General features: G+C 65.0%; 7 protein-coding genes. All 7 read left to right on the top strand.

What is annotated here, in order from left to right:
• Nucleotides 1–50 precede the first annotated feature (50 nt).
• The 7 genes from B5D13_RS01330 to B5D13_RS01360 all read left to right on the top strand — a co-directional run bounded on the left by B5D13_RS01330 (nt 51) and on the right by B5D13_RS01360 (nt 14,878).
• Nucleotides 51–1,904 (top strand): cellulase family glycosylhydrolase, encoded by a 1,854-nt coding sequence (locus tag B5D13_RS01330; protein ID WP_090991413.1) that lies wholly within the window; start codon nt 51–53, stop codon nt 1,902–1,904.
• A 140-nt stretch (nt 1,905–2,044) separates the two neighbouring features.
• Complete coding sequence (locus B5D13_RS01335; RefSeq protein WP_078686492.1) at nt 2,045–2,842, top strand: YebC/PmpR family DNA-binding transcriptional regulator; 798 nt, start codon at nt 2,045–2,047, stop codon at nt 2,840–2,842.
• 85 nt (nt 2,843–2,927) lie between these two features.
• The gene (locus B5D13_RS01340; RefSeq protein WP_234970619.1) at nt 2,928–3,971 is read left to right on the top strand and encodes a J domain-containing protein; all 1,044 of its coding nucleotides are present in this window, start codon (nt 2,928–2,930) and stop codon (nt 3,969–3,971) included.
• A gap of 46 nt (nt 3,972–4,017) precedes the next feature.
• The gene (locus B5D13_RS01345) at nt 4,018–5,184 is read left to right on the top strand and encodes an acyltransferase (protein ID WP_159443960.1); all 1,167 of its coding nucleotides are present in this window, start codon (nt 4,018–4,020) and stop codon (nt 5,182–5,184) included.
• Nucleotides 5,185–5,238: 54 nt separating this feature from the next.
• Nucleotides 5,239–7,275, top strand: coding sequence for a DUF2142 domain-containing protein (locus tag B5D13_RS01350; RefSeq protein ID WP_143327722.1), 2,037 nt, complete (start codon nt 5,239–5,241; stop codon nt 7,273–7,275).
• A 153-nt stretch (nt 7,276–7,428) separates the two neighbouring features.
• The gene (locus tag B5D13_RS01355) at nt 7,429–9,336 is read left to right on the top strand and encodes an N-acetylmuramoyl-L-alanine amidase (protein ID WP_078686495.1); all 1,908 of its coding nucleotides are present in this window, start codon (nt 7,429–7,431) and stop codon (nt 9,334–9,336) included.
• A gap of 163 nt (nt 9,337–9,499) precedes the next feature.
• Nucleotides 9,500–14,878 (top strand): S8 family serine peptidase, encoded by a 5,379-nt coding sequence (locus tag B5D13_RS01360; protein WP_078686496.1) that lies wholly within the window; start codon nt 9,500–9,502, stop codon nt 14,876–14,878.

Below are 14,878 nucleotides of genomic sequence, written 5' to 3' on the forward strand. Positions count from 1 at the left end.
TCGCCATGTCTTCCATCACTAAACACGTTGCGAGGGCTCAACCCAGGCCAATGCCGCGTCGGCTGTCCGCCGTCCTGGTAGCGCTCCTGGTCGCTGCCGCGGCCCTTCTCGCCGGCTCATCCTTCGCCCTTGCCGAAGAGCAGGCGCAAGACATGTACCGCCTCTACAACCCCTATTCGGGCGAGCACTTCTACACGGCCTCGCCTGCAGAGAAGGACGCGCTCTCCCGGATCGGCTGGCGCTGGGAGGGCGTGGGGTGGACCGCGCCCGCAAGGTCCAACACCCCGGTGTATAGGCTCTACAACCCGTATGCCCCCGGGGGCGACCACCACTACACCACGAGCCCCGCGGAGCGAGACGCGCTCAGCCGTGCCGGCTGGCGCGCGGAGGGAATCGGCTGGTACTCGGATGATGCCCACTCGGTTCCGCTCTACCGCGAGTACAACCCCTACGCGCGCACGGGAACGCACAACTACACGGCCAGCAAGTTCGAGCACGACAACCTCCTGGCCGTCGGCTGGAGGGGCGAGGGCATAGGCTGGTACGGCGTGGGCGCGGGGAAGCCTGTCTCCACGACGCTGGCAAGCCCCTCAAGAAACGGGGCGCTGCGCGTGAGCGGCGCCCAGCTGGTTGACGGCAGCGGCACTCCGGTTCAGCTTCGCGGCATCAGCACGCACGGCATCGGCTGGTTCCCGCAGTACGTCAACGCTGACTGCTTCGGCCAGCTGAGGCGCGAGTGGAACGCGAACGTGGTGCGCATCGCCCTGTACACCGAGGAGTACAACGGCTACTGCTCCGGCGGGGACAGGACCTACCTCAGGAACCTCGTGAAGGGCGGCATCAAGTACGCCACCGACAACGACATGTACGTCATCGTCGACTGGCATATCCTCCACGACGGCAACCCGCTGGCCCACGTGGACGAGGCAAAGGCCTTCTTCCAGGAGATCGCCCGCCAGTACGGAGGCCAGGGCAATGTCATCTACGAGATCTGCAACGAGCCAAACGGTGGGTGCAGCTGGGCCGACATCAAGCGCTACGCGAGCCAGGTCATACCGGTCATACGCCAGCAGGACCCGGACGGCATCGTGATCGTGGGCACACCCACGTGGTCCCAGGAGGTTGACAAGGCCGCGGTCGACCCGCTTCCGTACGGCAACGTGGCGTACGCCCTGCACTTCTATGCCACGACCCACAGGGACGACCTGCGCAACCGCATGGTGCGGGTGGTGCAGGGCGGCCTTCCTGTCTTCGTCTCCGAGTTCGGCATCTGCGACGCCAGCGGCAACGGAGCGATAGACCAGGCTTCGGCGGACCAGTGGGTGGCCACCATGAACTCGCTGGGCGTCAGCTACTGCATGTGGAGCCTCTCGAACAAGGCGGAGTCCGCCTCTGCCATCAAGAGCTCGTGCACCAAGGCCGCGGGCTTCACGGCCTCCGACCTCAGCCAGTCTGGCTCGTGGCTCTACCGGACCCTCACCGGAGACCAGAAGTTCGCCAATCTCACCGACACCACCGGCTCGGAGCCGGGGAGCGCGGCGGGCGGGGGAGGCTCGGGCGGGTGGTCCCCGTCGGTCCCCACGGGCACCACCTACGCGTTTGACTCGGGCGGGCTACGCGTTCGGGCGACGCTGGTCAACTCCTGGCCCAGCGGGCCGCAGACGTTCTACCAGTACAGCATCACGCTGTCGAACCCCTCGGGCGCCGCGCTCTCGCAGTGGCAGGTGAGCCTGCCCTTCAGCCAGGTCGTCGAGGTCAACCAGGGCTGGAACTGCACGCAGGAGGCCACGGGCGGCACCGTCACCCTGCGCAACGCCTCCTACAACGGGAGCATCGGGGCGGGGCAGAGCCAGTCCGACATTGGCGTCATCGTCGCCGCGGGGGCCGGCCTCTCCCTGGGATAGTGCCGCCAGCCCGCCGCAGGGCCGCCGCCTAACGTGGAGCCTTCGCGAAAGCGCGGGCCACGTTTACCTCATGCCCTTGCCCCGCGCGTGAGCTTTTCGTATCATCGATATGTTTTTGTCAATATCAGAAGGAGCAATACATGTCCGGACACTCTAAGTGGGCTACCACTAAGCACAAGAAGGCCGCTATCGACGCCAAGCGTTCCGCGCTCTTCTCCAAGCACTCCCGTAACATCACCGTTGCTGCCCGCACCGGTGGAGACCCCAACCCGGACAACAACGCCTCCCTCGCAGCGGCTGTCGCGCGTGCCCGCATGGTCTCCATGCCCAACGCCAAGATCAAGGCCGCAATCGACAAGGCCTTCGGCACCGGCGCCGAGGCAGTCGTCTACAAGGAGGTCACCTACGAGGGCTACGGCCCCGCAGGCGTCGCCTTCTACGTCGAGTGCCTGACCGACAACCTCAACCGCACCGCCGCCGACGTCCGCTCCGCCTTCACGCACGCGGGCGGCTCGCTGGGCACCACCGGCTCCGTCGCGTTCCAGTTCACCCGCAAGGGCTCCATCGCAATCGACAAGATCATCAAGTCCGACGACAAGAAGGTCGCCGATCGCGAGAACGCCGTGGACGAGGAGGCCTTCGAGATGGCCGTTCTCGAGGCTGACGGCGAGGACTACGAGGATGCCGGCGACGAGTGGATCGTCTACACCGCCTACGACCAGATGCAGGCAGTCCAGAAGGCCCTCGAGGAGCAGGGCATCGAGGTCAAGGGTTCCGAGCTCACCATGGTTCCCAACACCCCCAACTCCCTCGAGCTCTCTGACGCCAAGAAGGTCCAGCGCCTCATCGACAAGCTCGAGGAGCTCGACGACGTCCAGAACGTCTACACCTCCATGGAGGTTTCCGACGAGGTCGCAGCCCAGCTCGACGAGGAGTAGTCCTCGCGGCTCGGCCGCATTCGCAACGAACAGTGGGGACCGGCGGTACTTCCGTCGGTCCCTTTGGTTATGAGGGGTAGTCCGCGTGGCACGCAAGCAAGACATGACGCAATCCGAGGCCGAGAAGATCCTCGACCTGCCCGAGCGCTACGACAAGCGCGCCCTGCGCAAGAGCTTCATGGCGCTCGCGCAGAAGTACCACCCCGACAACGCCGCTACCAACGGCATCTCGCCCGACGAGGCGCAGTGCAAGATGACCCAGGTCAACAAGGCCTACGCGCTGCTCAAGACCTACTTCGAGGACAATGCCGAGGCGACGCTGCACCGCGACATGATGGGTGGGGAAGAGGGCCGCTACGGCGTGGGCGTGCACTTCTCGCCCACGGGGCAGAAGGTCGGGAAGACCCAGGTGGACGACTCCCTCTTCTGGGACAAGGACGGCAATCCCCGCAGTGCGGTCGCCGAGAAGAACGCGAACGACGCGGTCGACGCGGCGCCGGGGACGCACAGGCTCCGCCGCTTCCTGCTGGGCCCCGTCTTCCTGCGCGTCGCCTTTGTCGCGCTGCTCGCCCTGCTGTGGTGGGCCGTCTCTCCGGTCCTTCCCGCCAACGCGGCTCGCTTCAACGTGGGCGTCGACGCGAGCCTCCTCGACTACGTCGGCTGGCTGGCGGCGTTCCTCTATCCCACGTACTTCCTGGTGTACGAGCTCCTGGCTGGCCACATCTCCGGCTCCGTGCGCGAGGCCATCAACGGCCTCATCAGCCTGCAGACGCGCGTCCACGTGAACATCCGCCCCTCCGGCTCCTACACCTCCGAGCTCACGAGTCTCATCCAGAAGCAGTGGTACGGCCCGCTCGAGCTGCCCCTTGCCGGCTTCCTCGTCGCGCTGGCGCTGTCGTACCCGCTGGGAGGCGATGCGCTCGTCGCCGGCTGGCCGTGGCAGAAGGTCCTGCTGATGGCTGGTGGCGCCTTCTTCGGAATCGACGGCCTCCTGGGCTGCTTCGGCAGCGGCTTCGTCACGGGCGTCGCCCGCTCCCTGGGCAACGCCGTCGAGAAGCGCTACGTCACCATGCGCATGAACATGCTCAAGCGCTGCGGCCAGTGGGCAAGCGCGAAGCACGCCCGCTAGACCTGCCGTGCGATGTCTTGCAAACGGAAGAGAAGGGCAGACTGACTTGCAGAAGAGTTTGACGAACGAGGCCAAGGCGACGTCCCACGCAAGGAGGCTGTCGCTCGACCTGATTCGCTGGGTCGCAATCTTCCTGGTCCTGGTCACCCACCTCTCGCCGTTCTTCCTCGGTCCCAGCCATCCCGCGGCCGCCTCGCTCTTCTGCGCCGCGGGACGCATCGGCGTCCCCCTGTTCGTGATGCTCACGGGCTACCTGATGCTCGGGCGCGACTATTCCGGCGACTACCTGGGCCGCTACCTCAAGAGGAACCTGCTGGGCATCTTCGTCGCCTACGAGGTCTGGAACGTCGTCTGGTGCCTGCTCAGCAAGCTGCCCGGCCTGCCTGACCTCCAGAACGGCTTTCCCATCGGCTTCGGCCGCATGGCCAAGGCAGCCCTCCTGGTGGGCGACACCGGAAGCGCCCTGTGGTACCTGGTCCTGACGCTTGGCATCTACCTGGGACTCCCGCTGCTCTCCCGTGCGGTTGCCTGGCTGGAGGGCGAGGGCGAGGGCCGAAGCGCGCTACGCCGTCTGCTTCTGGCCGCCGCACTCTACTTCGGCCTTCTCGTGCCCAGCGCTCAGACGCTGTGCGGCTTCTTCGGCGTGGGAGAAGAGCTCCACTCCGTCCTGAACCTCAACCTGTTCGGCGCGACCGTCTGGGGCGAGAGCGTCTGGGTCCTGTACCTGCTTGCGGGCTACGCTGCAAGGCGCGGCGCCCTCAGGCGCGTGCCGGCTGCGGCCCTCGGTGCCTGCCTGCTTGCCTCGTTCGGCATCTTTTCCGGCATGCAGTGCCTCAGCATGACCGCCGGCTTCGGCAGCCCCCTGAGCTACTCGTTCGCGCCCGTGGCCCTCTGCTCGGTCTGCCTGTTCGAGGCCATCGACCGCGCGGAGCCCCTGCTAGTCCGGGCGCCCCAGGCCTTCAGGTCGCTGTGCTCGTGCGTCTCGCGCTGGTCGTTTGCGACGTACATGCTCCACTTCTGGGTGCTCGCCGCGCTGCTCGCGGCGCTTCGCCTCGCTGGTCTCGACCTCTCGGCACTCCAAGGTGCGTCTTGGGCTCTTGGTGTTCTGGCAGCCCTGGGGTCGATCGCCCTCGTCCATTGCGGGACAATCCTTGCGGCGAGGCTGCTCTCCCTCGCGAAGCCCGTCGCCCGGTGGGCGTTTCTCGCTAAGTAGGCGCAAGCCGATTCGTGCCGTCTTTTCGTCAGTCATAAAGGGGATGTGAACAACGTGAGCGAAGCCAAGCTAGCCATGAACAAGAAGGATCCGGGCCGCGCGCTGTGCGTCGCTTTCGGCACCATCGTGGTCCTCTCCTGCCTTGCGGGCCTCTTCGTCGCCTATCGCTTCTTCAGAGGGACGGGTGCCGCCGCCGCGATCTTCGTCCTCGCCATGCTCGTCCTCTTTGTGGGCGCCGAGTTCGCCGAGAGGGACAGGGTCCTTCGCAAGGCCGGACGCGACGTCCGATTCGTCGCGCGCCTCCTGTGCAAGGACCTTGCCGTCCTTCTGGCACTCGCCTTCGTCCTGGAGTTCCTGACGCTCGTTGGGTCTCCCGCCTCGAGCGCCCTTTCCCCGCACGCGTGGAAGCTCAAGCGCGTCGTCATCTTCTGGGGGATCTCCTTCATCGCCTTTGGCGGCATCTCCTACTTCTTCGGCGACGACCGCAAGCGCTGGGGCAGGAGACTGTCGCTCTTCGTCTGGCAGCTGAGGGCGCTGGCGCTTCCCGCCCTCGTCGCCCTCGCCTTCGCCGTGGTCTTCGGCCTTGCTGCCGCCGCGTTCGCCCGAATCTCCCTTCCCGTCGCGTTCCTGTTCTTCTTCGCGCTCGCGTTCTCGGTCGGGGCGATCGTCGCCTACGTCCGGGGCAGCGAGCTCTCCCTCGAGGCGGCTTTTCTGGCCGTTCTTCTCTCCTCGGGCCTGTTCATGGCTGCGGCCATTCCAGGCTTTCACGCGGGCCTTGACGAACAGATCCACTACCGTCACTCCGTCGAGCTCTCCTACATCGTCGACTCCGAGCACACTCTGGCCGATCGGGTCTACGAGATGTCCTCCAAGGGAGAAGGGCGCATAATCAACCTCGCACCCAACGGCAGCATGCAGTGGTCTGCCGACGACATCGCCACGTACTCCGGCGGGCTCGACGCAAACGACTCCTTCGACACCGTGACGGTCGAGCCGGGCTATGGCCCCGAGCTTCTGGTGATCAACGCCTTCGGCTACGTGCCCTCCGCATGCGGCCTGTGGCTCGGAAGGCTCCTCCACCTGCCCTTCTCGGCGGTCATCGTCCTTGGGCGCTTCTTCAACCTGCTCTTCTACGGAATCGTCTGCGCCATCGCCATCTGGGTGACCCCCATCAAGAAGAGGACCCTTGCCCTGGTGTCCCTGCTCCCGTTGAGCATCTTCACGGCGTCGTTCTATTCCTACGACCCCTGGCTCACGTCGCTCATGTTCCTCGCCACGGCGATGGTGCTGCGTGCCCGCTCGGAGCGCGCCGTCCTCTCCACGAGGTTCAAGGTCGCGCTGCTGCTCGTCTTCTTCCTGGGCCTTGCTCCCAAGGCGGTCTACTTCCCCCTGATGGGCCTCGTGTTCCTGATTCCGCGGGAGTGCTTCAGGTCCACCAGGGACAGGGTTCGCTTCATCCTCTGCGCGTCCGCGGTCGTGGCCTTCATGGCAGCGTCGTTCGCCCTGCCCATGCTCGTCACCAACGGCGGCTCCGTTACGGACACCCGCGGCGGGTCTGACGTGAACGCCTCCGGCCAGGTCGCCTTCATCCTTCAGGACGTCCCGCGCTACCTTGGCATCTTTGGCAACTACGTCGTGACGGACTACGTCGAGCCGGTGAACCTCGGCAGCGGCCTGCTCTGGTACGGCTACTACCAGGGCATGTCCAGGCTGTCCATTGGCCTGTTCGCCGCCTGCGCGATCCTGGTCTCGATGCTTTTCGTCGTGCTTACCGACTATGCGGGCGAGGAGGACCGTGGCGTGTCGATCGGCGCGAGGCTCTGGACGCTCTTCTGCGTCGTCATCACGGTGTTCCTCATCGTGACCGCGCTTTACGTCTCGTTCAACCCAGTTGGCGCGACGGGTCGCATCGAGGGCGTTCAGAGGCGCTACCTGCTTCCCGTCATGGGGTGCCTGCTCGCGCTCGTTCTCTCGACCAGGATCAGGCTTCCCTTCTCCCAGAGGGGCATGGACGCCTTCGCCCTGTCGGTATGCACGGCGTTCGCGTTCCTGTGCTCCTGGCTCCTCATCGCAGTGAACGTTTTGGCGTAGACAACTGCATCTATTCGTCAGCTTGCTGAAAACACTTACGTAGTTATTACGGCCTTAGGGAAGAAATACAGGCTTCTCTAGGGTCGTTTTTCTAGGTCGATGATAGAATCGCCCCATCCAATCGACCCTAAACGTAGCCATTAGGAGCTTGCCATGAAAAACGTCGTTGCGAATAAGCTCAGACAGATATTCGTTCTGTTCCTCTCGGCAACGCTATGCATGTCTTCCGTTCCCGTTCAGCTTGCTTATGCCGGCGAGGACGGAAGCGTAGCCACGGTTACCGAGCAGGGTGCCGATGCAGCGCAGTCCGAGGGCCAGCAGAGCGCGACGCCCTCCGAGGGACGGGGTGACCAGAAGGCCGACCAGAGTGCCGTCGAGGCCCAGAAGGGCAACGACTCCACCCAGGGCGACAACGCCACCACGACGGGTGCCGACGCCGTCGCGGCGAATCCCGATGCCTCAAGCACGAACGGGATGGGGGCTGCGGTGGCAACCGTTCCCTCCGCAGGATTTATCAAGTTCGTCTACACCGACTATGCCGAGCTCGCTCCCGGTGATACCCAGAGCATCGTCGTTGGCTTCGAGAGCGTCGACAATGCGTCTTCGGGAACGCTTACGATCAAGAACGACCTGGACGGCTCGACCTTCGAGGTCCAGTCCTCGGACACCACCGGAAGCTCCCTGCTCTTCTCCGTTACGCTGAACGGGGAGGGCGAGTACGAGATCAGCTCGATGACGTTCACGAAGGACGACGGGAACTCCGGCAGCATTTCTTTTGACGATACCGAGAGCGCGAGCCGCACCTTCACCGTGACGCAGCTTGCCGCAAGCACGGGCACCCAGTCTAGCGATGCGGACGGGGTCGAGCTTAACGTCTACTCCATGGATGACTCTGGCAACCTGGTCGAGCAGGAGTCCGGACTCGACTCGGTGAGTGATATCGCAAAGGCCGAGGAGGAGTCTAGCTCCTCGCGGTCTTCGGGGCTCCTCACGACCCAATCGATCAGCAAGGGCAGTGACGGCATGCTCGTCATCGCCATCGACCCCGGTCATGGCGGCGTCCCCGGTCATGACGACTACGATTCCGGCGCGGTCGCCAATGGCGCCCGCGAGGCGGACATGACGTGGAAGATCGCAAACTACTGCAAGTCGGAGCTTGTGAAGTACGATCGCGTCAGGGTGGTCCTGACGCGCGGCCAGAATGAGAGCGTGTCCGTTCGCGACCGCGTCATTCGCGCGAAGAACAATAACGCTGACGTCCTCGTGAGCATCCACATCAACGCTGGCGGCGGCGTGGGCTGCGAGGTGCTCATTCCCGGTACCCAGAGCTACAACGGTGGCGTCTCAAGCAAGAGCATCGAGCTGGGCAACGACATCCTCGAGCAGCTCACGCGTCTGGGGATGCATAACCGCGGTCTGGTCAGGCGCTACATCGACTATGACGCGAGATATAACTATCCCACGGGCGAGCACGGCGACTACTATGGCATCTGCCGCTACGCGCGCTGGTACAACATGCCGGGCATCATTGTCGAGCACGGCTTCATCGACAGTTCCGACTACAACAACTACCTCAACAGCGACTCCAAGCTCAGGGCGCTCGGCGTCGCCGACGCGAAGGGCATCATCAAGGCCTATGGCCTGACGCTGCCCAACTATCCCGAGGGAACCATGTTCCGTCTGTATAACATGTACACGGGCGAGCACCTGTACACGCAGAGCATTGCGGAGCGAAACAACCTCATCGACGTCGGCTGGGACTTCGAGGGCGTGGGCTGGACCGCCCCGAAGACGGGAGAGCCGGTCTACCGACTGTACAACCCCTACACGTCCGACCACCACTACACCAGGAGCCTTGCCGAGTACAACTCCCTCCAGAGGGTTGGATGGTCTGGCGAGGGCATCAAGTGGTATTCGGGCGGATCCATTCCGATCTACCGGCAGTATAACCCCTATGCTCGTACGGGCTCCCACAACTACACGGCAAGCGCCTACGAGCGCGACTCCCTTGTGAGGGCCGGATGGCACGATGAGGGCGTCGGCTGGTACGCGGCGAGCTAGGCATTGACTATCACACAAGGCTTGATCGGACGGGGCCCGTGCGAGATGCGCGGGCTCCGTCCATTTGACGGAAAAATGCGTTAGCGCACGTAAAAGGCAACATATATTGACTGTTTTCATACTAAAATGTTGCTAGTTAGGTGTCTTTTTGCGGGAGACCACAATGAGGAAGCGCCTTGTTGGCATAGCACTGGTGCTGGTGGCACTGGCCGTCGTGGTAGTCGCTGCCGCCGTGATGCCCCGGGCGCCTCGTGAGGACGTCAATCGGACCGCCACCGTGGTGGTCGAGCCAGACGCATCCGGGGAGGGCGAGACCCCCTCTGACGGTGATGGCGACGACGCTCGCTACTCGAAGGACGAGGCGACGCACGAGGCGGCCACCAGGCTCATGAGCGTCGACGCCGAGTACCGTGACCAGGAGGTCCTGGTCACGCTTCCCGAGGGCCTGAGCGCCGAGGCTGCCCGCGAGCGCCTGTCGGGCCTCTCCTCGATTGGGTCGGACGCATCCGTCGAAGTGCTGGACGAGAGCATGATGATTGTCTCGGTCGCGCAGGGGAGCACGGTCGAGGACGCGGTCGTCGAAATCGCGTCCTCAGGAGCCGTCGAGGCCGTGCAGCCGAACTACGTCTACCATGCGGCCGCGGGGTCGGGGTCGCTCGGCGTGGATCTTGGACTTGCGGACGCCCTGGGCACCCGTGCCGAGCAGACCGACGGCTCCGGCGGACTTCAGGAAGGCGGCTTGCCTGCGCTCCTGGGTGCCACGGCCGAGACACCCGTTGCTATCGACGACCCGTATGCCCAGGTCACCCACCGCACCTCCTCGACCTTCAACCAGTGGATGTTGGCAAGCATGAACGTCTTCTCCGCCTGGTCCTACCTGGTCCAGGCGGACGGACAGGTTCGCAACGACGTGGGGGTCGCCGTGTTGGACGATGGCTTCCGGTCCGACAACCCGGACCTGGCGGCCAACGTTAAGGACACGTATGACATAACGGCGGCCTCCACGACGGTCGCCGAGGCCACCGGTGGCCATGGCACGCACGTGGCCGGCATCGTCTCGGCCGAGACCAACAACGGCATGGGAGTGTCCGGCGTGTCCTACAACGCCGGTCTCGTCCTGGTGAACGTGTTCTTTACCGAGAACGGCGCCTACGGGACGGATGACGAAGGCATCATCAAGGGGTACAACTACGTGCTCGGAAAGAGGACGCAGCACAACATCAGGGTCATCAACGTGAGCATCGGCGGCAACATGCCCGTGAGCGCGGACGACGCCCTGAACAGGAAGGCGCGTGACGCCTTCAACGACTACAACATCGTCAGCGTCGCCGCCGCCGGCAACAAGATCAGCAACGTCCCGCTTCCGTACGAGGACTATCCGGGCGACGGAGACGCGTTCGTGAGCGTCATCAACCTGGACGCAGCCGTCGGAACCACCAACGTGTTCAGGCAGTCGGGCTCCAACTACAACCTTCCGGGCCAGAAGAACAAGAACGTCTCGGCTCCCGGAACGAGCATCTGGAGCACGACGGGCTCGAGCTATGGCGTCAAGACGGGCACCTCGATGGCATCGCCTGCCGTCGCGGGCGTGTTCTCGCTCCTCTTTGCCAGCGAGCCCACCCTCACCGCGTCGCAGGCGCGCTGCGTCGTGTACTCGACTGCGGCCGACATCAACCTCTCGTCCGACTCTACGACGGGCCTCGGCTGGGATGAGGGCACCGGCTACGGCGAGGTTGACGCCCTGGCGGCGATGCGCAATCTGCACCCTTCAATCCAGGGGCAGAAGGCCCTGGGTGTCGGGGACACCGAGACCCTCTCGCTCGAGTGCGGCAATGCCGATGCGGCGGTCAGCTGGTCGTCCTCGGACGAGTCTGTGGCGACGGTCGACGCAAGCACGGGCGCGGTCACGGCCGTTGGCGTGGGCAGCGCCACGATCACGGGGACCTTCACCGAGACCGACATGGAGGGCGACAGCTACTCCAACAGCGCCGCCGCCCAGCTCGTGGTGTCGCCCAAGTCCATCGACGCGGCGACCATCGCGGTGGACGACCAGACCTTCAGCTACGCGCATCCCACCTGCGAGCCCGAGGTGAAGGTGGCCGTCGGCGGAAAGGTCCTGACCAAAGACGTCGACTACACGCTCTCCTTCAGCGACAACGAGCATGCGGGAACGGCGTCGGTCATCGTGACCGGAGCGGGGGGCTATACGGGACAGAAGTCCAAGTCCTTCTCGATAGCGCCGTACTTCGCCCCGGCGGACGTGACGCTTGAGGTGACGCTCTCGAACACCGAGGGAGCCACGAGCGGAAGCGACCCCACGGCGAACGTGCGCATCGGCGGGTCGGTCGTGCTGGCCGAGGGCACCGACTTTGATGCGAGCTACTCCTACGGCATGGGCAAGACCGGCGTGGCGACCCTGACGTTCAAGGGCGACTACATGGGCAGCACGACGGTCAACTTCAGCACGAAGAAGGACATCTCGCTGGCGCAGGTGACGGTGCCCGACCAGACCTACACCGGCGAGGCGCTCGAGCCGGCCGCCACCGTCACGCGCGGGGACGCGACGCTCGTGGAGGGGACTGACTACACGGTCACGTACGACCACAACGTCGACAGCGGGACCGGCAGCGCCACCGTGACGGGCAAGGGAGAATACCAGGGACACGTGACCGTAGGCTTTGCCATCGCCAGGAGGAGCATTGCGGGTGCGAGCATACTGGCTACGACCACCCCCACCTACACGGGCTCCGCCTGCATGCCCGCACTCTCGGTCAAGGTCGCCGGAAGGAAGCTGTCCTCCGGCACCGATTACGCGGCGGTCTACAGCGACAACGTGGACGCGGGACAGGGGACGGTCACCCTCACCGGCGTGGGCAACTACACGGGGACGGCGACGGGGAGCTTCGACATCGACCCAGCTGACATATCGGGGGCGAGCGTGGCGGCGAGCAACCAGACGTACTCGGGCGTCGCGCTGGCTCCCCCCGCCACGGTGACGCTGGCGGGAAAGACGCTTGCCGGGGGCTCCGACTACACGGCCTCGTACTCCGAAAACACCAACGCCGGGACAGCCAAGATCACCGTGACGGGCAAGGGCAACTATGCCGGCGAGGCACAGGGCACGTTCCAGATTGCGCGGGCGAGCATTGCCGCTGCACAGGTGAGCGTCGCCGACCAGACGTACACGGGCTCGGCGCTGACGCCCGCCCCGACGGTCGTGCTGGACGGAAGGACGCTGGTCCCCGGGGTGGAGTACGCGGCCTCGTACACCAACAACGTCTCGTCCGGCACGGCGGGCGTGACCGTCTACGGACAGGGCAACTTTACGGGCCAGGCGGCGGGCTCCTTCTTGGTTGGGAAGCTAGACCTTTCGTCTGCGCAGGTGAGCGTTGCGGAGCAGACGTATACGGGATCGGCGCTGGAACCCGAGCCGACGGTGGCGACGGGAGGCAAGGCCCTCGCGAGGGGTCGCGACTACGACGTGGTGTACTCCAGCAACACGAACGTCGGGACCGCCGGCATCACCATCGTCGGAAAGGGAAGCTGCACGGGGTCGAAGGCAACGACCTTCCAGATAGTCGGGGCCGACATCTCGGGGGCGCAGGTGAGCGCCGCCGCGCAGACGTACACCGGCGAGGCGCTCGAGCCGGAGCCCACGGTGGTCCTGGGTGGGAAGACGCTCGTGCGCGACGTCGACTACACGGCCAGCTATTCGGGGAACGTCAACGCCGGAGCGGGCACTATCTTGGTGGAGGGCACGGGCAACTACGCAGGGACTGGAGGCGGCACCTTTGCAATCGCGCCCTACGACGCCTCCGCCGACGAGACGCTGGCGATCTCGCTTGCGAAGACGGACGGCGCCAGGGAGGGGAGGCCTCCCGAGGTGACCGTCAGCCTGGGGGAGGACCGCGTCCTGACCCCGGGCACCGACTATGGCCTTGGCTATTCCTATTCTGGCGACATGGGCACGGTGACCGTCGCCTTCAGGGGCAACTACCGCGGGACGAAGGCGGTCGACTTCAACACGAGGAAGATCGACGTCTCTGCCGGCTCGATCGAGGTTGCCAACCAGAGCTACACGGGAAGCGCCCTGGAGCCTGAACCGACGGTGGTGGTGGAGGGGGTCACCCTTCGCAAGGGCGTCGACTACACCGTCTCGTACAGCGGGAACACGAACCCCGGGACGGGCGTCTGCACGGTCACGGGCACGGGCAACTACCAGGGCACCCTGACCAAGGGCTTCACGATTGCGCGAGGAGACATCTCGCTTGCGCAGGTGAGCGTCGCGGACGCGACCTACACGGGCTCGGAGCTCGTTCCCGCAGTGACGGTGACGATGAACGGCGTCGCCCTGCGGGAGGGGACGGACTACGCGCTTTCGTACTCGAACAACGTCAGAGCGGGGAGGGGTCTGGTCAGGGTCGACGGAAAGGGCGGCTACGCGAGCTTCGTGATGGGGGCGTTCACCATCGCGCCCAAGAGCATTGCCGGCGCCAAGGTCAGCGTGCCCGACCAAGCCTACACCGGCTCGAAGCTGTATCCCGAGCCGACCGTGACCCTGGACGGCGTGACGCTGCAAAGGAACGTCGACTACACCGTCGAGTATTCCGACAACGTCAACGTCGGTACGGGCACCATCACCATTTCCGGGTTCGCCAACTACAAGGGCTCGGCAGCCGGGCACTTCTCCATCGTCCAGCGAAACGTCGCCTCAGCCGAGGTGAGCGTGGCGAACCAGACCTACACGGGCTCGGCTCTCACGCCCGCCCCCACCGTAAGGCTCGACGGCACGACCCTGAGGCAGGGGAGGGACTACAACGTCTCGTACGCCAACAACGTGGGGCCTGGCACGGCCACGCTCACCATAACCGGCACCGGCGGCATGACGGGCTCGAAGAGCGTGAACTTCTCCATCGCGCGCGCCAACATCTCGTCGGCCAACGTCGCCGTCGTCGCGCAGAGCTACACGGGCTCCGCACTCACGCCTGCGCCGGTCGTGGTGCTCAACGGTGTGACGCTCACGCAGAACCGCGACTACAGCGTCTCGTACGCCAACAACGTGAACCCCGGGACGGCGACCGCGACGATAACCGGCATGGGCGGCTATGAGGGATCGGTCAGAGCGAACTTCGCGATCAGCGATTCGGGCATCATCATGCACCGCCTGTACAACCCCTATTCCAGCGAGCACTTCTATACCGCCAGCGCCGTGGAGTCCGCCCACCTGTCCTCGATCGGTTGGAGGTACGAGGGCATGGGCTGGAAGGCACCGTCTACGGGAGACCCGGTGTATCGCCTGTACAACCCCTACACGGGCGACCATCACTATACGCTCTCGGCGGGCGAGAGGGACGCACTGCGCAGGGTTGGCTGGAACTACGAGGGCGTGGGCTGGTACTCGGGTGGTTCGACGCCGCTGTACCGCCAGTACAACCCCTACGTGTCTGTCGGGTCGCACAACTACACCGCGAGCGCATACGAAAATAATGCGCTCATCCGAGCGGGATGGCGTTCCGAGGGCATCGGCTGGTATGGTCTTTAG

Origin of the sequence: Olsenella sp. KH1P3, from assembly GCF_900167315.1 — a bacterium.
Taxonomy (GTDB): Bacteria; Actinomycetota; Coriobacteriia; order Coriobacteriales; family Atopobiaceae; genus Olsenella_J; species Olsenella_J umbonata_A.